This is a genomic window from Alphaproteobacteria bacterium, from assembly GCA_005883305.1.
In the GTDB taxonomy this organism is placed as follows: Bacteria; Pseudomonadota; Alphaproteobacteria; order Sphingomonadales; family Sphingomonadaceae; genus Allosphingosinicella.
The window spans coordinates 1-23,750 of sequence record VBAC01000001.1; the positions used below are offsets into that span (position 1 = coordinate 1).

22 protein-coding genes and 1 pseudogene are annotated in these 23,750 nt (G+C 68.9%); 15 read left to right on the forward strand and 8 right to left on the reverse strand.

Translation table 11 applies throughout. From position 1 onward, the window contains the following. The 4 genes from E6G92_00005 to E6G92_00020 all read left to right on the forward strand — a co-directional run. On the forward strand, positions 1–1,546 hold a 1,546-nt coding region (locus E6G92_00005), incomplete at its 5' end, for a DNA repair protein RecN (protein ID TMJ18281.1). 55 nt (positions 1,547–1,601) lie between these two features. Beyond that, positions 1,602–1,955 (forward strand): hypothetical protein, encoded by a 354-nt coding sequence (locus tag E6G92_00010; protein ID TMJ18282.1) that lies wholly within the window; start codon positions 1,602–1,604, stop codon positions 1,953–1,955. After that, positions 1,952–4,120 carry an NAD-dependent DNA ligase LigA gene (gene ligA / locus E6G92_00015; protein TMJ18283.1) on the forward strand — a complete coding sequence of 723 codons (2,169 nt, stop codon included), beginning with the start codon at positions 1,952–1,954 and terminating at the stop codon, positions 4,118–4,120. The genes E6G92_00010 and ligA overlap by 4 nt, the downstream gene beginning before the upstream one ends. 48 nt (positions 4,121–4,168) lie before the next feature. Next, positions 4,169–4,489 (forward strand): hypothetical protein, encoded by a 321-nt coding sequence (locus tag E6G92_00020; protein ID TMJ18284.1) that lies wholly within the window; start codon positions 4,169–4,171, stop codon positions 4,487–4,489. Positions 4,490–4,578: 89 nt separating this feature from the next. On the opposite strand, the gene E6G92_00025 is transcribed toward E6G92_00020, so the two are convergent. The 6 genes from E6G92_00025 to E6G92_00050 form a co-directional block, all read right to left on the reverse strand. Beyond that, entirely contained in the window at positions 4,579–5,508 is a 930-nt protein-coding gene (locus tag E6G92_00025; protein TMJ18285.1) for a 50S ribosomal protein L11 methyltransferase, read from the reverse strand. Beyond that, positions 5,486–6,196 (reverse strand): SDR family oxidoreductase, encoded by a 711-nt coding sequence (locus E6G92_00030; protein TMJ18286.1) that lies wholly within the window; start codon positions 6,194–6,196, stop codon positions 5,486–5,488. The genes E6G92_00025 and E6G92_00030 overlap by 23 nt, the downstream gene beginning before the upstream one ends. Before the next feature lie 38 nt (positions 6,197–6,234). Continuing rightward, a complete protein-coding gene (locus E6G92_00035; protein TMJ18287.1) occupies positions 6,235–7,578 on the reverse strand; it encodes a chemotaxis protein in 1,344 nt (447 codons plus the stop codon). A gap of 257 nt (positions 7,579–7,835) precedes the next feature. Beyond that, the gene (locus tag E6G92_00040) at positions 7,836–9,161 is read right to left on the reverse strand and encodes an ATP-binding protein (GenBank protein TMJ18288.1); all 1,326 of its coding nucleotides are present in this window, start codon (positions 9,159–9,161) and stop codon (positions 7,836–7,838) included. Between the two features lie 159 nt (positions 9,162–9,320). Further along, positions 9,321–10,157, reverse strand: coding sequence for a hypothetical protein (locus tag E6G92_00045; GenBank protein ID TMJ18289.1), 837 nt, complete (start codon positions 10,155–10,157; stop codon positions 9,321–9,323). 235 nt (positions 10,158–10,392) lie between these two features. Beyond that, positions 10,393–10,698, reverse strand: a complete 306-nt coding sequence (locus tag E6G92_00050; GenBank protein TMJ18290.1) for a hypothetical protein — start codon at positions 10,696–10,698, stop codon at positions 10,393–10,395. A 616-nt stretch (positions 10,699–11,314) separates the two neighbouring features. Here E6G92_00050 and E6G92_00055 point away from each other — a divergent pair. From E6G92_00055 to E6G92_00070, 4 genes are all read left to right on the forward strand, one after another. Then, the gene (locus E6G92_00055; protein ID TMJ18291.1) at positions 11,315–11,950 is read left to right on the forward strand and encodes an SOS response-associated peptidase; all 636 of its coding nucleotides are present in this window, start codon (positions 11,315–11,317) and stop codon (positions 11,948–11,950) included. A 110-nt stretch (positions 11,951–12,060) separates the two neighbouring features. Next, a complete protein-coding gene (gene sdhC, locus E6G92_00060) occupies positions 12,061–12,459 on the forward strand; it encodes a succinate dehydrogenase, cytochrome b556 subunit (protein ID TMJ18292.1) in 399 nt (132 codons plus the stop codon). Continuing rightward, positions 12,456–12,932 (forward strand): succinate dehydrogenase, hydrophobic membrane anchor protein, encoded by a 477-nt coding sequence (sdhD, locus tag E6G92_00065; GenBank protein TMJ18293.1) that lies wholly within the window; start codon positions 12,456–12,458, stop codon positions 12,930–12,932. The genes sdhC and sdhD overlap by 4 nt, the downstream gene beginning before the upstream one ends. Before the next feature lie 259 nt (positions 12,933–13,191). After that, positions 13,192–14,997 (forward strand): succinate dehydrogenase flavoprotein subunit, encoded by a 1,806-nt coding sequence (locus E6G92_00070; GenBank protein TMJ18294.1) that lies wholly within the window; start codon positions 13,192–13,194, stop codon positions 14,995–14,997. Positions 14,998–15,329: 332 nt separating this feature from the next. On the opposite strand, the pseudogene E6G92_00075 reads toward E6G92_00070, so the two are convergent. Continuing rightward, positions 15,330–15,463 (reverse strand): annotated as a pseudogene (locus tag E6G92_00075) (plasmid maintenance system antidote protein). Between the two features lie 59 nt (positions 15,464–15,522). After that, entirely contained in the window at positions 15,523–16,023 is a 501-nt protein-coding gene (locus tag E6G92_00080; protein ID TMJ18295.1) for a hypothetical protein, read from the reverse strand. 16 nt (positions 16,024–16,039) lie between these two features. On the opposite strand from E6G92_00080, the gene E6G92_00085 reads away from it, so the two are divergent. From E6G92_00085 to E6G92_00115, 7 genes are all read left to right on the forward strand, one after another. Beyond that, the gene (locus E6G92_00085; GenBank protein ID TMJ20631.1) at positions 16,040–16,234 is read left to right on the forward strand and encodes a hypothetical protein; all 195 of its coding nucleotides are present in this window, start codon (positions 16,040–16,042) and stop codon (positions 16,232–16,234) included. 1,394 nt (positions 16,235–17,628) lie between these two features. Continuing rightward, positions 17,629–18,648, forward strand: a complete 1,020-nt coding sequence (locus E6G92_00090; protein TMJ18296.1) for a phosphoribosylglycinamide synthetase — start codon at positions 17,629–17,631, stop codon at positions 18,646–18,648. Then, positions 18,641–19,423, forward strand: coding sequence for a nucleotidyl transferase (locus E6G92_00095; GenBank protein ID TMJ18297.1), 783 nt, complete (start codon positions 18,641–18,643; stop codon positions 19,421–19,423). The genes E6G92_00090 and E6G92_00095 overlap by 8 nt, the downstream gene beginning before the upstream one ends. 29 nt (positions 19,424–19,452) lie before the next feature. Beyond that, entirely contained in the window at positions 19,453–20,235 is a 783-nt protein-coding gene (locus tag E6G92_00100) for a succinate dehydrogenase iron-sulfur subunit (GenBank protein TMJ18298.1), read from the forward strand. Positions 20,236–20,794: 559 nt separating this feature from the next. Then, a complete protein-coding gene (locus E6G92_00105; protein ID TMJ18299.1) occupies positions 20,795–21,247 on the forward strand; it encodes a PaaI family thioesterase in 453 nt (150 codons plus the stop codon). After that, positions 21,244–22,347 carry an AFG1 family ATPase gene (locus tag E6G92_00110; GenBank protein ID TMJ18300.1) on the forward strand — a complete coding sequence of 368 codons (1,104 nt, stop codon included), beginning with the start codon at positions 21,244–21,246 and terminating at the stop codon, positions 22,345–22,347. The genes E6G92_00105 and E6G92_00110 overlap by 4 nt, the downstream gene beginning before the upstream one ends. Beyond that, positions 22,344–23,726 (forward strand): RNB domain-containing ribonuclease, encoded by a 1,383-nt coding sequence (locus E6G92_00115; protein TMJ18301.1) that lies wholly within the window; start codon positions 22,344–22,346, stop codon positions 23,724–23,726. Before E6G92_00110 ends, E6G92_00115 begins: the two co-directional genes overlap by 4 nt. The last annotated feature ends 24 nt before the right edge of the window (positions 23,727–23,750 follow it).

The window sequence follows — 23,750 nt, forward strand, 5'->3', positions numbered from 1 at the left end:
GATCCTGCTCGACGCGCTCGGCCTCGCGCTCGGCGCCCGGGCGGACAGCGGCCTCGTCCGCGCCGGCCAGCCCCAGGCCTCGGTCAGCGTCACCTTCGAGGTCGCCGCCGATCATCCCGCGCTCGCCGCGCTCGACGAGAACGGCCTGAGCCACGAGCCCGGCGAACCCCTCGTCATCCGCCGCACGGTCAAGTCCGACGGTGGAAGCCGCGCCTTCGTCGACGACCAGCCCGTCTCGGCCGGCCTGCTGCGCGAGTTGGGCGCGAGCCTGGTCGAGATCCACGGCCAGCACGACGATCGCGGCCTGCTCAACCCGCGCGGCCACCGCGCCCTGCTCGACGCTTACGGCAGGGTCGACGCCGGCGCGGCCGAAGCGGCGTGGCGGCGGATGCGCTCGCTCGAGGACGCGCTCGCCGCCGCCCGGGCAGAGGCCGAAGCCGCGGCGCGCGACCGCGAATGGCTCGAACATTCAGTGGAGGAGATAGGACGCCTCGATCCCCGCCCCGGCGAGGAGCAGGAATTGGCCGGCCTTCGCGCGACGATGCAGGCCGGCGCTCGGCTCGGCGACGAGCTCGGAACGGTCGCCGCCTTGCTCCAGGGATCGGAAGGCGGCCTTGCGCAGCTGCGCCAGGCGGCGCGGCGGCTGGACCGGATCGCGGCAGACCATCCCGCGCTCGCCGAGGCGCTCGCGGCGCTCGATCGCGCGCTGATCGAGGCGTCCGACGGAGAAGCGGCGCTGGAGCGTGCGGCCGAGGCTCTGGCCTACGATCCGGCCCGGCTCGAAGAGGCCGAGGCGCGGCTGTTCGAGATCCGCGCTTTGGCGCGCAAGCACCGGGTCGAAGCCGACGCGCTGGCGGGCTTGCTCGAGGACCTGAAAAGCCGGCTCGGAGCGATCGAGGCCGGCGGCGCCCGGACCGCGGCGATCGAGGCCGATCTGGCTGAAGCGAGGAGCGCCTATGATGCGGCCTCGGCCGCGCTCGGCGAGGCGCGAAAGGCGGCCGCGGCCAGGCTCGACTCGGCGGTTGCGGCGGAGCTGGCGCCGCTCAAGCTCGATCAGGCGCGCTTCCGCACCGCCTTCGCGGAGGCCGAGCCCGGCCCTTCGGGCCGCGACCGAGTCGAGTTCGAAGTCTCGACCAATCCCGGAGCGCCCTTCGGGGCGCTGATCCGGATCGCCTCGGGGGGCGAGCTGTCGCGCTTCATCCTCGCCCTCAAGGTCGCTTTGGCCGAGAAAGGCGGGGCGACGACGATGATCTTCGACGAGATCGACCGCGGAGTCGGCGGCGCGGTCGCAAGCGCCGTCGGCGAGCGCCTGCATCGCCTCGCGACGCGCGGCCAGGTCCTCGTCGTTACCCACTCCCCCCAGGTCGCCGCCCGCGGCGCGCGCCACCTGCTGATCGAAAAGAGCCACGACGGCCTGGTTACCCGAACGGGCGTCCACCTGCTCGACGCGGGGCGGCGGCGCGAGGAGATCGCGCGGATGCTGTCCGGCGCCGAGGTGACCGACGAGGCGCGCGCGCAGGCCTCGCGGCTGCTGGAGGCTGCGTGAGGGCCGGTAGGTGGATGTGCGCGCGCCCCGCAATTGGCCCGGAGGGAGAGCTGACATGTTGCTGCTGATCGCTGCCATGGCCCTTACCGACCCGGCGCCCACGCCATTTCCGGAGCACGTGCCGGGCCTGATCGAGGCATGCCTCGCGAACGCGATCGAGACGGGTGAGGTCAGCGAAACGGACGACAGCCACAAATATACCTGCACCGACGAGGCTGCCGAGCGGTTCTGGACCTTTCTGGAGCGCGCGAATGTCCACTCCTATGAGCAGAATGCCGGCCAGGATGGCTATTGGCTCAGCCGCGACTTCCCGCTGGGGGGATGCTTCAAGCGCGTCCGCATGCCCGATGGCACCCCCGCGACGTGGGGACTTTCCTGCTCGATCTGGATTCCCCGGCCCGCGCGATGACTGACGCCGAAGCCGCCGCCGAGCTGGAGCGTCTCGCCAACGAGATCGCGCGGCACAACCGCCTGTACCACGACAATGACGCGCCCGAGATTGGCGATGCCGAGTTCGACGCGCTCGTTCGGCGCAATTCCGCGCTGGAGGCCGAGTTTCCGCATCTGGTGCGTGACGACAGCCCGTCCAAAGTCGTTGGCGCGACGCCTACGGGAGCGCTCGCCAAGGTCCGCCATGCGCTGCCGATGCTCAGCCTGGAAAACGCCTTCTCGGAAGACGAGGTGGCCGACTTCCTCGCCCGCGTGCGGCGTTTCCTGAGCCTGCCCGAAGGCGAGGATGTGAAGCTCACCGCCGAGCCCAAGATCGACGGCCTCTCCTGCTCGCTTCGCTACGAGAAAGGCGCGCTCGTGCTCGCCGCCACCCGCGGCGACGGCACCACCGGCGAGGACGTTACGCCCAACGTCGGGACCATCGAAGACATTCCCCAGCACCTGTTCCCCGGCGAAGGCCGGGGCCCAGGGTCCGGCGCAGCCGGACCACTGCCCTCGGGGAACGAGATCCCCGAAATCTTCGAGGTCCGCGGCGAGGTCTACATGTCCAAGGCCGATTTCGCCGCGCTCAACGCTCGCCTGCTGGCCGAGGCGGAGGACCCGGACAAGGCGCGTCAGTTCGCCAACCCGAGGAACGCCGCCGCCGGCTCGCTCCGCCAGAAGGACGCCGCAGTCACGGCCTCGCGCCCCTTGCGCTTCTACGCCCATGGCTGGGGCGAGGCCTCGGCGGTTCCCGCCGACACCCAACTCGGTGTGATGCGCGCGATCGAGAGCTGGGGCGTGCCGATCGCCGATGATATCGCCTGCGTCTCGGACATTGCGGGGCTGATGGCGCACTACCAGAAGATCGGCGCCGGGCGGGCGGACCTGCCGTTCGACATCGACGGCGTCGTCTACAAGGTCGATCGGCTCGATTGGCAGCGCCGCTTGGGCCAGGTCGCCCGGGCCCCGCGCTGGGCGCTGGCCCATAAATTCCCGGCCGAGAAGGCGGAGACAGAGCTTCTGGCGATCGATATCCAGGTCGGCCGGACCGGCAAGCTGACCCCGGTGGCGCGACTGAAGCCGGTCGGAGTCGGCGGAGTGACCGTGACCAACGCGACGCTCCACAATGCCGACGAGATCGCCCGGCTCGGCGTGCGGGTCGGCGACCGGGTACTGATCCAGCGCGCCGGCGACGTGATCCCGCAGGTGCTGGAGAATCTCACGCCGGGCGAGGAGCGGCCGCCCTACATCTTCCCCCGCGCCTGCCCCGAATGCGGCTCCGACGCGGTGCGCGAGGAGGGCGAAGTCGACGTCCGCTGCACCGGCGGTCTGATCTGTCCGGCCCAGCGCGTCGAGCGGCTGCGCCATTTCGTCAGCCGCCACGCGCTCGATATCGAGGGGCTGGGGATCACCAATATCGAAAGCTTCTTCCGCGACGGCCTGCTCCAGTCGCCCGCGGACATATTCACGTTGACCAAGGAACAGCTGCTGAGCCGCGAGCGCTGGGCGGAGATTTCGGCGCAGAATCTGATCGATGCGATCGACGCGAAGCGCAATCCGCCGCTCGACCGCTTCCTCTATGCGCTCGGCATCCGCCATGTCGGCGAGGTCACGGCGCGCGATCTCGCCCGCCGCTACCGAAGCTGGGACGGCCTGGTGGCGATGATCGAGGCCGCGCTCGGGGTCCGGCGCGAGATGCAGCCGGTGCTCGGCGAGGACGAGCGGAAATTCAGCCAGCGGCGCGACAAGGCGATCGTCGAGGCCGTCGCCACGCAGAATATCGGCCCCGAAGTCGCCAATGCCTTGCTCGATTTCTTCGAGGAGGAGCATAACCGCGAGGCGCTGGCGGCGATCTTCGCGGCGGGCGTCGCCGTGGCTGACGTCGTCCACGAGGTCCGCCAGTCCCCCGTGACCGGCAAGACGGTGGTCTTCACCGGCAGCCTCCAAGCGCTCTCCCGCGACGAGGCCAAGGCCCAGGCGGAAAAGCTCGGCGCCAAGGCGGCGGGCGACGTCTCGAAGAAGACCGATCTCGTCGTCGCCGGCCCAGGCGCGGGCTCGAAGCTCAAGAAGGCCGCCGATTTGGGTATCGAGGTGATCGACGAGGCGGCCTGGCTCAGGATCGTCGCCGAAGCGGGCGGCTGATTTTCGCCGCTTCGTGCGTTATAAGCGCGCCAGCAAAGGAGACGAGCCATGCGTATCATCGCGGCGGCGGCCCTGGCCTTTCTGCCCCTGACGGCCACGGCCGCCCCACCCGCCGCGCCCGAGGCCGGGCCTCGCGCGGAGGCGGCGCAACAGGCCCCGCCCAGCCTCGACCGGATGAACCGGTTTCAGCAGCGCCCGCGCTGCACCCCGATCCAGCAGCAGGTCGCGCGGGGCGAGCGGCGGGACGGCACCCGGCTCGACCGCGAGCCGCCCGGCCGCGCCCTGTTTGCGGTCGACCGGGTCGTCGACGGCTGCCACGAAGCGGTGCTGATCAGCGAAGAGCAGCGGCGGCAGTGGGGCCCCCGCTAAGCCTCACCCCGTCATTGCGAGCGTAGCGAAGCAATCCAGTGCGGCATCCGAGGCCCGCTGGATTCGCTCCTCGCAATGACTGCTCAAATCTACCGCCAGCCCGTCGCCCGCCGCTTGCGCATCACCAGGGTCGGCCAATCGCCGCGGTCGATCCTGCCCGCGGCCATCATGCCCTGCCGGCGATAAGCGGCCGAGACCGCGCCCGCCTGCGAATCGAGCAGGCCGGCGAGGATCAGCCGGCCGCCCGGCGCCAGCGCGCCGGCCAGCGCCGGCGCCATCGCGATCAGCGGCCCGGCGAGGATATTGGCGATGAGCAGATCGTAGGGCGCGCGATCCTTCAGCCGCGGGTGGTCGAGGCCGGCCGCCACGATCAGCTCCACCTGGCCGCGAGCCCGTCCGACCGGGATCCGGTTCACCTTCGCATTGCCGGCCGCGACCTCGATCGCCACCGGGTCGATGTCCGAGGCGACGGCTCTCGCCGCGGGCCACAGCCGCATGGCCGCGAAGGCGAGCAGCCCGGTGCCGGTGCCGATGTCCGCGAGGTCGGAGAAGCTGGCGCCGGTCGCCTTCAGCCGGTCGAGCGCGAGCAGGCAGCCGGTGGTCGTCTCGTGCTGGCCGGTGCCGAACGCGCGCCCGGCGTCGATCTCGAACGCCACGGCGCCCGCCGGCACGGCATCGCGATGGGCCGGCGTATGGACGAAGAAGCGCCCGGCACGGATCGGCTCCAGCCCCTGCTGGCTCAAGGTCACCCAATCCTGCTCCTGCAGCCGCTCGATCACCGCATCGGTCGCCGCCGAGCTCGGCACGAGGAAGTGCAGCAGGTCCACGTCGGAGCGGGTCGGCGCGAGCTCGAAATAGGCGTCGAGCCGCCACTTCTCGCCGTCGGCCTCGCTGGTCATCAGCACCGGCGGCGAATCCATCGCCGCGAGCTGCGCGATGTCGCCCGTCAGCGCTTCGGCCTCCGCCTTGGTGCAGGGGAGGGTGACCTTCCAGGCGCTAGCGGACAAAGCTCGCTCCATTGACGTCGATGACCGCTCCGGTGGCCGATGCGGGCGCGTCGAGAGCAAGCCAGCGCACCGTCTCGGCGATCTCCGCCGTCGTCGCCGGTCGCCCGATCGGCAGGTCGCCCAGCGAGGCGAGCCCGCCGCGGCTCTCGATATAATCCTCGACCATTCCGGTGACGGTGAAGCCGGGGCACACGGTGAAGGCGTAGATTCCCTCGGCCGCGTAGCTCCGGGCGATGGTCTTGGTCATTCCCACCATGCCGGCCTTGGACGCAGCATAATGCCAATGGTCGGGGCTGTCGCCGCGATAGGCCGCGCGGCTGGCGACGTTGACGATCCGGCCATCACTTCCGCGTCCGCGGAAGTGAAGCACCGCGAGGCGGCAGAGCTCGGCCGCGGCGAACAGGTTGATCCGGTGAGTCCGCTCCCACCCCGCGACCCATTCGCCGTGGGCAAGATCGATCGGCGCCGCCTCGAAAACGCCGGCATTGTTGACCAGCACGTCGATCCGCCCCTCGAGCCGTTCCAGCGCCTCGCCCCACAGCCCCTCGGCGACGCCCGGGCGGGAGAGGTCGGCGGCGATCCTGCCGCCGCCTCCCGCGGTGGAGTGGCCGACGGCGCGGTGCCCGGCGAACGCTTCGAGGATGGATTCGCCGATGCCCCGGCTGGTGCCGGTGACGAGGATGTGGAGAGGTTCGCTCATGGCACGCGGGATAGGCGCGCCGTGGGGGGCTGAAAAGCCTAGGCCGCGAAATTCTGGACGAAGCGGCCCGCGCTCAGCTTGAACTTGGCCATCTGCTCATCCACCTCGCCGAAGCTCTTGGCGACCTCGTCGATCTCGCTCGCCACATTCTCGGTGTCGGAGCGGATCGCGGCGATCGTCGAGCTCATCGAATCGGCGGCGAGCGCGGTCTCGTCGACCGCCGCGGTGATCATGGTCACCGTCTGCGCCTGCATCTCCATCGCCTTGCGGATCCGGTCGGCGCTGACCTGAACCTCCTCGACCGTCCCCTGGATCGAATCGTTGGCCTCGAGGGTCTGCTTGGTGGCCGACTGGATGGCGGCGATCTTCGAGGTGATATCGTCCGTGGCCCGCGCCGTCTGGCTGGCGAGGCTCTTCACTTCCTGGGCGACGACCGCGAAGCCGCGCCCCGCGTCGCCAGCGCGCGCCGCCTCGATCGTCGCGTTGAGCGCGAGCAAATTGGTCTGGCCGGCGATGTCGCGGATCAGCCCCAGGATCGATTCGATCGCCTCGACATGGGCGGAAAGGGCCTGGCTGACCTTGACCGCCTGGCTCGCCTGGTCGCCGGCGCGCACCGCGACCCCGGCGGCGACCTCGACCTCGTTCCGAGCTTCCTCGATGGCCATGATCAGCCCCGCCGCGGTCTGCGCCGCCTCGCGCATCGCGACCGCCGACTGTTCGGCGGCGGCGGCGACCTCGCTGGTCTTGCCGAGCATCCCGCGCGCCGCATTGCTCGCCTCGGCCGCCTGGGTGCGCACCTTGCGGCTGCCGCTGGTGGTCTTTTCGACCACGGTCATGATTTCCTTGTTGAAGTCGGAGCCCTGGGCGGTGCGCCGCTCGGCCTCGGCGCGCTTGCGAAGCGCGTCATAATGGTCGGAGAAGACGTCGATCTCGAGCACCGTCGCCTGGGTCAGCGCCTTGCCGAGCCGCGCCAACCGCTCCGGCTCGCCGATCAGCGCCCGGATGAGCAGGTCGTGCGCGGTCTGAGCGCCCGCGGCGACTCCGGCGAAGAGCGAGGTCAGGGAGATTCCGGCCGAGGCCGCGGAGGCGACATAGGCGCTGACCGAATCCGTCCAGGCGGGATCGGAAAGGTTTCCATATTTGGCGGCGAGATAGGGCACGATCCGTGCCGTGAGCTCGTCGAGCTTGTCGCCCTCGATCTTGCGCGCGACGTCCTCCGAGCGTGAATATTGGATCCAGAACTGACGCGCGATGTCTTCCCTGCCGTGGACGATCAGCTCCCAGATTTCGCGGCAGTCGGCGACGAGGTCGCTGTCGGCCGCGAACAGAGCGAGCCTCTTCTCGTAGCTGATGCCCTGGCCCTTGCCCGACGCCTCAGTCATCGTCACCATCCCTTTTCGTGCACGCGTCTCTTCGCCGCCGAGTTAAGGCGCAAGGTGTTAAGATGGTGTTAGCCAAAAGCTGCGGATTTGGTGGGCGGGAGGCGGGGACGGCTTCCAGTTCCTCCCCAGGATTTCCTGGGGAGGGGGACCGCGCGTAGCGCGGTGGAGGGGACCTTCTGTTGAAGGGGGTGCCCCTCCACCATCCTGCGGATGGTCCCCCTCCCCTCGGGAATCGAGGGGAGGATAGAAGCCGCCTCCTAAAGCGCCCTGATCCGCGGCTCCCTTCGCGGGCTGAGCAGCAATTCGGTCAGCGCCCAGATGCAGGCGTCGGCGCGGTCGGGGGAGCGGCCTGGACCCTGATAGTCGCCGCCGGCCACGAGCCCGGCCAGTTGGTCCTCGAGCGCCGGGAACCGCCCGGCGAATTTCGCCTCGCCGCTTTCGAAGAAGGCGGCGATCGGCTCGGCACGCGCGCTCTTTCCCGTCCGCGCGTGGACCCGCCTGACCGGCAGCCTCAGCCCCGCGCCCTTCAGCACGCTCTCCACCATCTCGCCGCCATTATTGCCCTCGGCGATCACCCGGTCGGCGGCCCATTTTTCCGCCGCTCCGGCCACCTTGCGCGCCCATTGCTCGGGCGAGAGGCCGCCGGCGCTGTGGTCGCCGAGCACATAGGCGGTTCCGCCTTCGTCGATCCCGCAGGCGACGATCCCGCATTCATCGCCATCGGCCGTGGCCGGCGGATCGACCCCGATCACCACCCGCCTCAGCGCCTCCCGTGGCGGCGGCTCGGCTCGGCTCGCCTCGATCAGGGCGCGCGGCCATAGCGCGCCGCCCAGATCCTCGATCAATTCGCCGAGCAGTTCCTGCCGCCCGAAGCGGGTCTTTCCGTGCACCTCCTCGATCATCCGGATGAAGGCGGCGGCGAGGTGTGGATTGTCGCGACTCGCTCCGCCCGTCAGAACAACCCCGGACATGGCGAGCACGCGCCGAAGCGCCGGCACCGGGCGCGGAGTCGTCGTCACGATCGCGCGGGGTCGCTTGCCCGCACGCAGCCCCAGCAGCAAATTATCCCACGCAATCTCGGCCTGCTTCCACTTGGCGAGCTCGTCGCACCAGGCGAAATGATGCTCGGGACCGCGCAAAGTCTCCCCGTCCGCGCCTGAATAGACGAACGCCTCCGCGCCGCTGGCGAAGGTCAACCGGCCGAGCGAGGGCTCCCAGTGCATCTTGCGCCGTTCCTCGCCGTCGCGCGCGGCGGCGAACAGGCCGCCGCGCCCCTCGACCATCACCCGGCGCGCCTCCATCGGAGTCGCGGCGACCAGAGCGATCCGCGCTTCCGGATTCTCCCGCGCCCGGGCGCTCACCCATTCCGCCCCGGCCCGCGTCTTGCCGAACCCGCGCCCGGCGAGCATCACCCACACGTCCCAATCGTCGTTCGGCGGCGCCTGACCCTCATGCGCCCAGGTCGGCCAATATCCGTCGAGGGTCTTCACCAGCGCCTCGCCGATCGCGAACAGCGCCATTCCCCGCTTCTCCGGCGCAATCTTGCGCAGGCGCTGGAGGACCGCCTTTTCGTCTGTCATCATTCCTGGTTCCGAGTGTTTGAAGCAAAACCCCTCGCCCCTTTAGGGGAGAGGGTAGGGAGAGGGGTTGCGGCTGAGGCGGCTCGACGCCGCCGAAGACGCCTAAGGGCTCGCTTCGCTCGCGCCCCTCTCTCCCACTCTCTCCCCAAAGGGGAGAGAGGGCTAACCGCTCTCTTCGTCGCCACGCTCGCCCGCTGCCAGCATCGCCTCGTGCCGCTCGATCGCCTCGATCTTGGCCAGCACGCTCTCCACCGCCTCCTCGAAGCTGCGCTCGGGCGGCCCTTTGCGCCGCCGCCCGCGCGTCGTTCCGCCGCCGCGTCTCCGGTCGAGGAAGGAAAGGATGCGCATCGCCTTGTCCGGATCGAACGGGGTGCCGTCGTCCTCGGGCTCGTCCGCCGCCCCCGGCGCCTTCAGCAGCATATGGGCATGCGCCGCCAGCCTGTAGTCGAGCTGGATCGAAGCCTCCTTCAGCGCCGAGTCGCAATCCTGGGCGAAGGCCGGCCAGCGCCGCATCCGCTGGAACAGGGAGGCGGGCTGAAATCCGATCGCCAGCGCCGATTGGCTGAAATTGCCGGTGGCCCTCAGCAAGGTGAGAAACTCGCCCTCCTGCTCGGAGGTCATGTTCCGCTCCGGCGCCAGCGCGATCTGCACGCGCCCCCCGCGAGTCCGCCGGATCACCTGCTCGCGCTGTTCGGGCTTGCGCTTCGGCATCGGCCGCAGCAGCCTGTCCGGATCGGGCGCGGATTTCGGGAGCTTGCACGGCCGCTTCCGCGCCGCGGCGAACGCGCTGGTCGCCGCGCTCCATTTCCCGTCCGCCGCCTTCTCGGCCTCGGCCCAGTCCCGCGCGAACTCCGGATCGCTCCGCCGCCGCCGCATGAACATGTTCTGGTGCCCGATTCGCCTGTAGGCCGCCCGCGCATTGCCCGTCTCGCGCAGCGCGGCCAGAAACCGCTCCCGGATTTGCGGCGTCCAGATACCGCGCTTCTTTCCCTTGCCCATCGACCCTCCCGCTCCGCGCCGATCGCGCGGGACCAAAGACCCGGCACGGCCGACGGCCGCCCCGCTTCCCCCCAATGATTGTCACGAAGACTTATGCCTTCGAACGGCCTCGACGGGCCGCTTCGGCGGAGCGACAGGCCCCGCCTCGCACCCCGGGCAACGACTCGGGGATCGTAATTTACCGAATAGGTGATTATTAGTCAAGAACAAAAGCGCAACTGGGTTGCTTGCTCGCCTAACGCCGCCGCCTTCGCTCCGCCTTCCACTCGAACTCCGAGGGCATCGGAAACCTCGTGTCGGTCGGCTCCCAGTCGCCGAACTCCATGTCGGGCATGCGCACCCTCTCGCCGCGTTCGTACCAGCAGACCATGCAAATGCTTCGGCGCTGGACCTCGCGGAAGCGGTCGGCCCAACCTTTCTTGTGGTAGTAATACCAGAGCGCCACCGCGCTGACGATCGTCTGGTGGCGGCAGCGGCAGCAGGTGAGGCGGATCGCGCCGTAGCGGATCGCGGCGTCGTACAGGTCCCGGAACGGGTTCACGGTCGGGAGATCGGGCACGCTTCTCGCTCGGGTTGGACTCGAGGCGAGAGAACATAGCGGGAACAATTAAGGAGCGCGAGCCCATTGCTGACCGGCGGCTCTTGGCGCACAAATGTCGTGTGAAACAGTTTCGCGTCATCAGTCTAATATCGTTACTCGCCCTATTGGCGGGAACGACGCCGGCCGCCGCGGACGACTCAAGATGTTCGAATCCAAGAAGAGAAGGCATCCGAGCCTCAATGAGCGTGGACTTGCCAAGCGGAGGAGCCGCTCAACTTGAAGAGCAGATTACAGCGATAGCCGAAACCCGTCTGGGGATGAGCGTCAGCGGGGGCACCTTCGAGGACCCTTATGAGCAGCCCGTGCTCCGACGAAGTGACCTCATCCTCCAGAGTCCGGACGTAAGCGTCGCGATCACCGTAAGCACATCGAACCGCAGCAGCCGCGCCCGCATAAGCGTGCGGCGAACATGCTATTACGACGCACTGGTGCCGTGGCGGCCATATTGGCGGAACTTGAGCGCGTTTCTGCAAGAGAGCGGCTATCGCGTTCATCGACGGTGAACGTAAACCCCCACCATAGCTGACATTGCCGCCCGCAATGTTATCCTCACGGAATGTGCAACCTCTACACCAATAAGAAGAGCGCCGCGGAGGTCGCTGCGCATTTCCGGGCGCAGCTTCCAATCGCCTTCAACGCCGGGCCGGACGAGGTCTATCCGGGCGGGCCGGGCATGGTGGTGCGCGAGAACAATGGGACGCGCGTGCTTCAGGCGATGACCTGGGGCTTTCCGCTGCGGCTCAAATCGATGAAGCCCGGGACCAAGCCCAAGCCGGTCAACAATATCGCCGACCTTTCGAGCTTCATGTGGCGCTTCATCGCCGGCAAGCCCGAGCATCGCTGCATCATCCCGATGACCGGCTTTTGCGAGGCCGAAGGGGAGAAGGGAGCGAAGACGCAGACCTGGTTCTCCTTGCACGAGCGGCCGCTCTTCGCCTGGGCGGGGATGTGGAAGGACAGCGCCGAATGGGGGCCGGTCTATTCGGGGCTGATGACCGACTGCAATGAGGCGATCCGCCCGGTGCACGACCGGATGCCGGTGCTGCTTCACGAGGAGGATTACGACCTGTGGCTGCGCGGGAGCCTCGACGACGTGATGGGGTTTCAGGGGCGGTGCTTTCCGGATGAGCTGATCGCGATGGAGCGGACGGGGGAACCGTGGTTCAAGCGAAAGGCGGAAGGTTCGAGCTAGCCTGTAGTGTCGCGGCAGCCGGTAAGGCGCGAGATTGCCGACCCACCCTTGCATCCCCCCGCCCACGCCGTAAAAGCGGCCCCAGCCACAAACCAGGGGCCTTTCGCCGCATGACCCGCAATCCAGACCGACCCCTCTCGCCCCATCTCACCATCTGGAAATGGGGCCCGCACATGGCCATCTCGATCCTCCACCGGATCACCGGCGTCGGCCTCGCGCTCGTCGGCATGGGGCTGTTCACCTGGTGGCTGGTCGCGGCCGCCTCGGGCGCCGAGGCCTATGGGACGTTCGCCGGCTGGGCGAGCTGGAAATGGGCGCTGCTGGTGTGGGTGCCGCTTTCCTGGGCCTTCTTCCAGCACACGCTGTCGGGCATGCGCCACTTTGTAATGGACGCGGGCGCGGGCTTCGCGCTCGACACCAACAAATTCTGGGCCTGGGCGGTGCTTGCGCTCGCCCTCGTCCTCACCGCCCTGCTCTGGGCCTGGATCATCTACGGGAGGGCCGCATGACGGACGTGGCGCGCTCGAAGGCGAGCGCCAAGGGATCGGCGGGGGGGCGCGACGCCGCGGGCTCGGCCGATGTCGGCCGCACCCCGCTCGGCCGCGTGCGCGGGCTCGGCTCGGCGCGCGAGGGCGGGCATCATTGGGGGCAGGAGCGCGCGCTGTCGGTCGCCACCTTGCTGCTGTTCGTCTGGCTCGCCGTGTCGCTGCTGCGGCTGCCCGCGCTCGATCTCGAGACGGTCAGCGAATGGCTTCGCAATCCGCTCGCCGCGGTGCCGATGCTGCTCCTGATCGCGGCGACGTTCCGCCATCTCGACTGGGGTCTCGCCGTCGTGGTCGAGGATTACGTTCACGAGGAGGGCAACAAGCTGCTCCTCCTGATGCTGATCCGCTTCGCCAGCGTGGGCGCCGGAGCGCTCGCCGCCTTCTCGGTGCTCAAGATCGCCTTCGCGGCCGCCGCGGCGACGGGGGCTACCCCCTAGGCTCGCGCGGCTCGGTCTCCGCTTTATTTCACGCGAAGGCGCGAAGGCGCGAAGAAGGCAAGAGTGGGCCGAAGGCCCGTTGCCGCCGGAAAGCCGAGACTATGCTCGGGGCGGGCGACCGGTTCGGCCCCTTCGCGCCTTCGCGTCTTCGCGTGAACCGATCTTCCTTCGATCCGCGCAGCCGACCGGGGGTGGCGGCCCTTGCAACCTCTTCCGCCAAGGCTAATAGCGGGCCGTCCCACCGGAACTGGAGCCCGGCATGTCCACCGCCGCCTACAAGATCATCGACCACGATTATGACGTGGTCGTCGTCGGCGCGGGCGGGTCGGGCCTCAGGGCGACGATGGGGGCGGCTCAGGGGGGCCTCAGGACCGCGAACATCACCAAGGTGTTCCCGACGCGCTCGCACACGGTCGCCGCGCAGGGCGGGGTGGCCGCCAGCCTCGGCAATATGGGGCCGGACCATTGGACCTGGCACATGTACGACACGGTCAAAGGGTCCGACTGGCTCGGCGACCAGGACGCGATCGAATATATGGTCCGCGAGGCCCCGGCCGCGGTCTACGAGCTCGAACATGCCGGGGTTCCGTTCAGCCGGACGAGCGAGGGCAAGATCTACCAGCGCGCCTTCGGCGGGATGATGCAGAATATGGGCGAGGGGCCGCCCGCGCAGCGCACCTGCGCCGCCGCCGACCGCACGGGGCACGCGATGCTCCACGCGCTCTACCAGCAGTCGCTCAGGTACGACGCCGACTTCTTCGTCGAATATTTCGCGCTCGACCTGATCATGGAGAACGGGGCGTGCCGCGGGGTCGTCGCGCTCTGCCTGGAGACGGGCGCGATCCACCGCTTCCGCGCCCACGCGGTGGTGCTTGCGACCGGCGGCTACGGCCGCGCCTATTTCACCGCGACCTCGGCCCATACCTGCACCGGCGACGGCGGCGGAATGGCCTTGCGCGCCGGCTTGCCGCTGCAGGACATGGAGTTCGTCCAGTTCCACCCGACCGGGATCTACGGCGCCGGCGTGCTGATCACCGAGGGCGCGCGCGGCGAGGGCGGCTACCTCACCAACTCCGAGGGCGAGCGCTTCATGGAGCGCTACGCGCCGAGCGCAAAGGACCTCGCCAGCCGCGACGTCGTCTCGCGCTCGATGGCCCTGGAAATCCGCGAAGGCCGCGGAGTCGGCCCGAACAAGGATTACATCCATCTCCACCTGGATCATATCGATCCGAAGGTGCTGCACGAACGGCTGCCGGGGATCACCGAATCGGGCAAGGTGTTCGCGGGCGTCGACCTGACGCGGCAGCCGCTGCCGGTCACACCCACGGTTCACTACAATATGGGCGGAATCCCGACCAACTTCCACGGCGAGGTGGTGACTCTGAAGGGCGGCGATCCGGACAGCGTGGTGCCCGGGCTGTTCGCGGTCGGCGAGGCGGCCTGCGTCTCGGTCCACGGCGCCAACCGGCTCGGCTCGAACAGCCTGATCGACCTCGTCGTCTTCGGCCGCGCCACGGGCCTGAGACTCGCCGAGACGATCAGGCCGCAGACCCGCCACGCCACGCTGCCCAAGGGCGGCGAGGAGCTGGCGCTGACCCGGCTCGATCGCTTCCGCTTCGCCAAGGGCGCCGCTCCGACCGCGGAGATCCGCGTCGAGATGCAGCGCAACATGCAGACGCACTGCGCCGTCTTCCGAACCGACGAGCTGATGCGCGAGGGCGTGGCGAAGCTCGCCGAGACCTACCGCAAGATGAGCGACATCGGGGTCACCGACCGAAGCCTGATCTGGAACACCGACCTCGTCGAGACGCTCGAGCTCGACAACCTGATCGCCCAGGCGAGCGTGACCATCGCCGGCGCGGTCAACCGCAAGGAAAGCCGCGGCGCCCACGCGCATGAGGATTTCCCCAAGCGCGACGACAGGAACTGGATGAAGCACACGATCGCCTGGTTCGACGGCTGGGGCGGGCAAAGCGGCGACGTGCGGATCGATTACCGCCCGGTGCACGAATATACGCTGACCGACGAGGTGGACTACATCAAGCCCAAGGCGCGGGTGTACTGATGAGTGAGGGAGCGTCTCAGCTCACGATAATCGTCGCGGCATTCCTAATCACCTATCCCTTAGCTCGGTTCGTCCGCATTCACCCAATGGTAATTGGCTGCGCCGTGCCGATCCTCGCTGCCATCGGCGTCGTGTTCTGGCTGAACTCGCGACCGCCGGAATCGTCTACCGAAGGGGCCGCAGTACCGTTCATGGCGATCTTTGCGTCGATGGGAAGCATTCCGGCCGCATTCCTCGCCCGGCAGAGAGCGGACCGTTGGAAATAGCGCGAAGCGCGGTTCCGCGCGTTTGACTAACCCGCAAAGCACGCAGGACTAGCGGGGGAGGATCGGTCATGCAGCCCTCTTGAACCTATCCACCCGTATCTCCCCCTCGTCGCCCGCGCCTGTGCAAGCTCAAACGCTGTCTACATCCGCAGCAAGGAGTCCGCCTTCACGCCGAACGCCTTTTCGAAGCGGATCGCCATGTCCGCCGAGAGGCCGGCGCGCCGGGGGGGTCGAGCAACAGCCCGAGCCTCGATAAAGGTTAGCCCAAGGAACCGTTGAACGCGATGTGGGTGAAGCGCCGGGCTTCGACGTCCCATTCGACCCCGAAGAAGACCGGGCCGCCGTCGCATACCACGACCGGCTGGGTGTGCCAGTCGAGAGGCTGGTCGCCCCGCCGGGGAAAGTAATTGCCGTAGACGTAGCGCCGACCGTCCCTGACCAAGCCGACATATTGCCTTTGCCAGCCGAGCGGCACGCGCGCCCAATCGCGGTCGGCCGGGTAGAGCGGCCCACCTATCTCCGGCCGTCCGCGCAGGGCGCCCGGAAGCGCCTGCTCGAGCGCGGCGACATCGCCGGCGCCCGGTTGCCAGGCCGTTTCGCCCGGTTGTGGCACGGCGCGCGAGCATTGGTGCAGCATCTGGCCGGCCGCCGATCCGGGAAGCACGGCCGCATCGATGGGGAGGATCGTCGCCTGCTCTTGCGCCCCCGCACGGCAGCCGGCGAGAGCGAGGGCGGCGACCAGAAGAAGGGCGGAGCGCATTGCCGGAGTCTAAAGCATAGGCCCCGGCGAGGCCATCCTCACCGGCGCGCTTCGGCGGCGAGCAGCGCCTCGCGGATCCGCGCCATGTCGTCGGCGAAGCGGGCGGCGAGCGCGGCATCGGGCAGGGCGGCCGCGTCGGCGATCTGGCCCATGGTCAGACCGATGCGCAAGGTCGCGCCCCAATCGCCGTTGCGCAGGCGGACGCACTTGACCGGCTGGCCGACCCGAACGCCGGCGAGCGCCATCGCCTTGTGCCAGGCCTGCGCGTCCTCGAAGCGCGCGCCGCCGGGGGTCAGCGCGCTGAGATCGAGGGTCGAGAGGGTGCGCATCTCGATCGGATGCGTGTCGGCATCCTCGACATGGCCGGGCGGGTAGGGCGCGACCCGGCGCGCCGCGGTCCGCTCGACGATCTCGCCGCGCACGGCGGCGTGGAAGGCGAGGATCACACGCTCCGCCGCCGCCGCGGGAATCGCCTGAAACCGCTCGAGCTCGAACACCGATGCTTCGAGCCGCAGCAGCAGGCCGAGATTGACCGTCTCGGAAAGGTCCTCGCGGCCCGGCCATCCGGCGGGCCATTCGGCGCGGCGGAAGATCGTGGCGAGGCCCGAGGGCAGGTTCTGCGCCTGTTCGCGAAAGGCGGCGGGGACGAGGGCGAAGCCGCTGAACGGCGGGCCGCCCATGAACTTGGAGCCGGTGACGAAGACGATCGCCCCGCGCTCGAGATAATCGTTCACCGCCGCCCCGGTGATCCGCGCCTGGCAGGCGTCGACGACGAAGGTGGCATGATCGCCGTGCGCCGCGATCAGCCGGTCGACGTCGGCAAGCGAAGGAAGGATCAGGCCAGTCTTCGAGCCGTGGACGATGTGGGCGAGGCTGTGCCTGCTTGCCGAGCGCGCCGCCGCGACCAGGCTCTTCATCCGCTCCGCGAGGTAGGTCGCGGGACGCACCCGGCCCATGCGGTCACGCACGGGGATATCGGCCAGCGCGACATGGACCCCGCCGAGGCCAAGCACCGACTGACCGGGCTCGACCGGGACTCCGAGCGCGGTCTCGCCGGCGAAATAGAGGCCGTGCGCGGAGTGGATGCACCCCGATCCGACCTCGTCCGCTCCGAGAAGGACGGCCTGAGTGCCGCCCGGCGCGCGCCCGGCGACGCAGGCCAAAGCGACATATTCGAGGTCGGTGCCCGAAGGGGCGAAGACGATCTCCACACCGCCCGCCACCCCATAAGCGGCGCGGATTCGGCCCCTGAGCGCTTCGAGGCTTGCGGCGTAGGCGGCGGGAGAGGGGGAAGCGCCGATTTCGGCGAGCACCGCTTCGGCCCGGGCATAAGCGGCGGGCGAGATGTCGTTCGCCGTCGAGGAGGCGTAGGCGAGGATGTCGCGCGGCCGCGGCACGCTGAAATAGCGGTTGAGGCCGGTTTCCGCATCCAGGAACAGGCGGGCGTCCCCGCCGGTCGTCATCAGCTGGGCGGCGGCCGGCAGGTCAACGCTTACTCTCATCAATCTTGCACAGACCTTTGGGCTGGACTAACGCCCTCCATATCGGCCGGGGCGGCCGGGGAACAGGGGGCCGCCGCACACATTCATGTCGCAAAAGGTTGCAATGCCTCCCGTAATCGCCCCCATCGAGCCGCGCTCCATCCCGGAGCGAGCGAAGCAGCGGCTGCGAATCCTGTTCATCGCCAAGCATGCCAAATGGGGCGGCGGGCTTCACCCGGACGACGGCAACCACGCGCTCTATCACGTCGAGACCCGCGAGGTGCTCGAGTCGCTGGGGCTGAACCTGGCGCTTGCCGACGATTATGCCGAGCTGTTCGAGGGCCCGGACGCCGATTTCGTCTTTCCCCTGCTCAACCGCGGCGGCTTTCTCAACAGCGAGATGATGCTGCCCCTGCTCTGCACGCGGCTCGGCCTGCCCTATCTCGGCGCGACTCCGATCCTTCGCGGCCTTGCCGACGACAAGCATCTTTCCAAGCTCTGCGCCGCCGCGCGCGGCATTCCGACCGCGCCCTGGGCGATCTACCGCCGCGGAGCGCCGGTCAGCCAAGCGCGCTGCCCGGTCGGCGAGCGTATGGTGATCAAGCCCAACGCCTCCTCGGCCAGCTGGGGCGTTCAGGACGCGCGCGACTGGGCCGGGGTCGAGGCGGCGATCGCCGACATCCATTCCCAAGGCCACGACGCGATCGTCGAGCCCTTCCTCAACGGAAGCGATGTCGAGGTGCCGGTGATCACCATCGACGGCGCGCCGGTGGTGATGCCGATGATGCTGTTCGAGCAGGCCGATCCGACGCACCTGCGCACTTATTACGAGAAGCGCGACCTGGTCGAGCGGGCGAACAAATACGAGCTGGTGCCGTTCGACGACGAGCGCTGGATGCCGCAGATCGCGGAATATACGCGGCGCATCGCCGAGGAATTCCGCCCCTTCGATTACGGCCGCTTCGAGTTCCGGCTCGATGCGGAGACCGGAACGCTCAACTTCCTCGAGCTCAACCTCCAGGCCAATCTCTGGTCGCAGAAGGTGTTCGGCCGCTCGGCGGTCCGCGCCGGCCTGACCCAGGCCGAGCTGATCGAGACCATTCTCTACGAGGGCTTGCGCCGGCACGGGCTGCTCGATGACTGATCGCGGCTTCACGATTATCGTCCTCGCCGCCCAGCGCGACGGCCGGCTCGACCCGCTCGCGGCCGAGGCCGGAGTCAGCCATAAATGCCTGGTGCCGATCGGCGGCCGGCCGTTGCTTGCCCATGTCATGGACGCGCTGGCCGAGGTCGAGGGGATCGACAGCGTCCGAATCGTCGTCGAGCCGGGCGCCGAGGGGCTGCTCCGCGCGGTGCCGATGCCGGCCTCGCTTCGGGTCGCCTTCGTGCCTGCCGCGGCGAGCATCGCCGACAGCGTCTATGCCGGCGCGGAAGGCGCGGACGGCCCGGTGGTCGTGACCACCGCCGACAACGTGCTTCTGACGGCCACCGCGGTCCGCCGCGTGGCGGACCGGCTGCTCGCCGGGGACGACGCGGTGGCGGCGCTGGCGCGCAAGGAGGACGTGCTCTCGGCCCATCCCGAGGGCCAGCGCCGCTTCTACCGCTTCCGCGACGGCGAATTTTCGAACTGCAACCTCTACGGAATGTCGCGGCGCGGGCTGGCGCTGGCCGAGACCTTCCGCGAGGGCGGCCAGTTCGCCAAGAATCCGATGCGGATCGCCCGCGCCGTCGGCTTCTTCAATCTACTGCGCCTGCGTTATGGCCTCGTCACCCTCGCCGACGCGATCGCGCGGCTGGGACGGCGCTTCGATGTTCGCGCGTCCGCTATTGTGCTGGAGGACGGCGCCCACGCGATCGACGTCGACAACCGGCGCACCTACGATATCGCCGCGGGCCTTCTCGACAGGCGCGCCGCCTGAAGCTAACGGCCCGACGAGGAACCAGGACCATGGCCGAATTCACGCTCCCGAAGAACAGCAGGATCAGGAAGGGCAAGGCGTATTCCGCTCCCTCCGGCGCGAAGCGGACCCGGCGCTTCCGAATCTACCGCTACGATCCCGATAGCGGCGAGAATCCGCGCTACGATACCTTCGAGGTCGATCTCGACAGCTGCGGGCCGATGGTCCTCGACGCTCTGATCAAGATCAAGTCCGAGCAGGATTCGACGCTCACCTTCCGCCGCTCCTGCCGCGAGGGGATTTGCGGCTCCTGCTCGATGAACATGGACGGGAAGAACGGCCTCGCCTGCACCACCGCGATCGAGGATTTGAAGGGCGAGGTCAGGATCACGCCGCTGCCGCACATGGACGTGATCAAGGATTTGGTCCCCGATTTCACGCACTTCTACGCGCAATATGCCTCGATCGAGCCCTGGCTGAAGACCAAGACTTCGACGCCGTCGGGGAAGGAAAGGCTGCAGAGCCCCGAGGACCGCGAGAAGCTCGACGGCCTCTACGAATGCATCCTGTGCGCCTGCTGCTCGACCGCCTGCCCGAGCTATTGGTGGAATTCGGACAAGTTCCTCGGGCCCGCCATCCTGCTCCAGGCCTATCGGTGGCTCGCCGACAGCCGCGACGAATATGCCGGCGAGCGGCTCGACGATCTCGAGGACCCGTTCCGCCTCTACCGCTGCCACACGATTATGAACTGCGCCAACGTCTGCCCCAAGGGCCTGAACCCGGCCAAGGCGATCGCCGAGACCAAGAAGCTGCTGCTGGAACGGGCTGTTTGACAGCTATACGCGCCGCTTGAGCTCGTCGTGGCGTTGGAACACCACGCCTTCAAGCTAGCTACTTTGTCGCAAGGACTGCCCTCCCAGCATGCCGGTGATCGCACCAAATCCTATCTTCGCGAGATCCGCCAACCATCTTACCACCTCTACCGTAAGAGGCGGAGGGTCCCTGCCGGCGAGAAGAGTGGTGGCCACGCAGATTGCAGTGAACAGGACCGTGCCTCCAAAGGCGGACAGGAACACCAGCTTGAAGGCTGCGCTCAAAGGGGCATGGCCGCTCGTGACCGACTGCCGCTGCTCAGCGGCTGCGCCCTCATATTCCGGGTGATTGCTGCAAACGTAGCTTCCGTGCCGGTCTGACCAAACCGACGGCCGGCCAGGAGCGCGTACACATTCCGCAGCCGCGGCCACCATTCGTCCTGAAAGTCCCACGATTCTCTCCTTCCGTTGTCCGTCGGCGCCCAGAGCTGCCCGGGAGAGTTGTTTATCACAATCTGGCTCTTGGTTGGGCGCAAATGGCTTCCTTGAAAGGCCGCGTATTTCCCGGCACTGCGCCGACATGGACGTCCACCCGCTGATCAAGCACGCGCCCGATCCGGACCACCCCGGCTGGTGGACCTGGGACCTGCCCGACGACGCCAGGTTCCATGGCGTGATCGGCAAGCTGCTGGTTCGGCCCGCTGGCGAGGGGCGCGCCGTGTGCCGGATGTTTCCGGAGGAGCGCCATTCGAACCTCGGCGACATGGTCCATGGCGGCGCTCTGCTGACCTTCATCGACATGGCCTTCTTCGCCGGCGGGCGGCTGGCGGGAGCGAACGTGGCCCGTGCGGTGACGCTCGATTGCTCTGTGCGCTTCCTCAGCCGCGGGCGGATCGGCGTGCCGCTCGACGCCGAGGTCGAGCTGCTCCGCGAGACCAGGCGGCTGGTCTTCCTCTCCGGCAAGCTCGTCCAGGAAAGCGAACTGGTCGCCTCCTTCTCGGGCGCGCTGCGCAAGGCCAGCCGCGCCGAATGACGGCGCTTGCGGAGCGCTACCGAGCGCTGGTCGCGGCCGGCGAGCTCAGGCCCGACGCCGATCAGGAGGGGGCGGTGGCGGCGCTCGACGCGCTGGCGACGCGGCTCGCCCGGCCGCGCACGGGCCTGCTCGGCCTGTTCGGGCGGTCCGAGCCGGCGCCCGGCGGCGTCTATCTCTGGGGTGGGGTCGGCCGCGGCAAGTCGATGCTGATGGACCTCGCTTTCGAGACGATCGCCGTCTCGCCCAAGCGGCGGGTCCATTTCCACGAATTCATGCTCGAAGTGCACGACCGGCTGCGCGAGGAGCGGGCCAAGGAGAAGAGTGACCCCGTCCCCGAGGTCGCGGCGGCGATCGCCAGCGAAGCGAAACTGCTCTGCTTCGACGAGATGGTGATCAACAACCCCGCCGACGCGATGATTCTCTCGCGGCTGTTCGCCCATCTGCTGGAGGAGGGCGTGACCGTCGTCACCACCTCGAACCGCCCCCCGCGCGATCTTTATCTCGGCGGGCTCAACCGCGAGCTGTTCCTGCCGTTCATCGACCTGATCGAGGCGAAGCTGGACGTCGTGCCGCTGAATGGGCCGACCGATTACCGGCTTGAGCGGCTCGGCGGCATGCCGACCTGGTACGTGCCGAACGGGCCGGAGGCGACGAAGGCGCTGAGTGAGGCCTTCTTCCGGCTGACCGACTATCCGGTCGAGGATCGGGCCAAGGTGCCGAGCGAGGATTTGCCGCTCGGCGGCGGGCGAACCCTGCACGTGCCCAAGAGCGTCAAGGGCGTCGCCGTCTTCTCGTTCAAGCGGCTCTGCGGCGAGCCGCGGGGCGCGCCCGACTATCTCGCCATCGCACGGCGCTATCACAGCGTGATCATCGTCGGCATTTCGCGCATGGGGCCGGAGAACCGCAACGAAGCGGCGCGCTTCGTCACGCTCGTCGACGCGCTCTACGAGCACAAGGTCAAGCTGCTCGCCGCCGCCGACGCCGCGCCCGACGATCTCTACGTCGCCGGCGACGGGGCGTTCGAGTTCGAGCGCACCGCCTCGCGCCTGATCGAGATGCAGAGCGCGGATTATCTCGCGCTCGGCCACGGGGAGGAATGAAGACTCTCCGCGATCCCGACGCCGCGCTCGCCGGCGGGCTGGCCGCGATCCGCGCGCAATTCCAGGTGCCCGAGCGCTTCCCGCCCACGGTCGAGGCGGCGGCCGCGGAGGCGGCGCGGCGCACTCCCGACGCCCACGCGGACCGTACCGAGCGGCCGTTCGTCACGCTCGACCCCGCCTCCTCGATCGATCTCGACCAGGCTTTCGCCATCGAGCGCTCCGGCGGCGACCTGCTGCTCCATTACGCGATCGCCGATGTCGGCTGGTTCGTCGATCCGGGCGGGCCGATCGACGCGGAGGCCTGGCGGCGCGGGGCGACACTCTATCTGCCGGACGGCAAGGCGCGGCTCTATCCGGCGGTGCTGAGCGAGCAGGCGGCGAGCCTGTTGCCGGACGGGCCCCGGCCAGCCGTGGTCTTCGCCGTGCGCCTCTCGCCCGACGGCAAGGCCAGCCTCGACGGCGCCGAGCGGGCGATCGTCCGAAGCCGGTCCAAGCTGGCCTACACGACGGTGACCGAGGCCGAGCTGCCGCCGGAATTCGATGAATTCGCCGCGCGGGTAAAGGCGGCGGAGCGGGCGCGGGGCGCGTCGCGGGTCGATCCGCCGGAGCAGGAGGTGACCTGCGAGGAAGGGCGCTGCCGGCTGAGTTTCCGCGAGCGCACCGCGGCCGAGGACCGCAACGCCGCTTTGTCGCTCGCCGCCAACCTGGCGATCGCCGACGCTCTGCTCAGCCATCGCACGGGCCTGTTCCGGGTCATGGCCGGGCCGGATGAAAGGGCGGTCCGCCGCCTTCGCCACACGGCCCGCGCGCTGGCTCTCGATTGGCCGGCCGCCGAGCCGCTTCCGGCCTTCGAGAGGAGGCTCGATCCGGCCAAGCCGCGCGAGGCCGCTTTCATGACGGCGATCCGCCGAGCCGGAACGGGCGCCGCCTACGTGCCTTACCGGCCCGATATGGTCCCCTATCACGCCGCGATGGCCGCGCCCTACGCCCGCGCCACGGCGCCTCTGCGCCGCCTCGCCGACCGCTACGTGGTCGAGGCCGCTCTGGCCATCGCCAACGACAGCCCTGTGCCGGAGACCGCGGCGGCCGCCTTCGAGAAGCTGCCCGAGGTTATGGCCCGGGCCGACGCGCGCGGCAGCCAGATCGAGCGCGCGGTGATCGACCTCGCCGAAGCGGCCATGCTCCAGGACCGGATCGGCGAGACGTTCGCGGCGGTCGTCATCGACCAGGACGAGCGCGGCGCCCGAATCCAGCTCTGCGACTTCCCGATCGTCGCCCGGGCGACGGCCCACCATGCCGATCCCGGCGACGCGATCCGGGTGAAGCTCCTCGCCGCCGAGCCGGAGACCCGCAAAATCGTCTTCGAACGCATCGCTTGACCGGCTCTCTTTTTGCGCCAAATC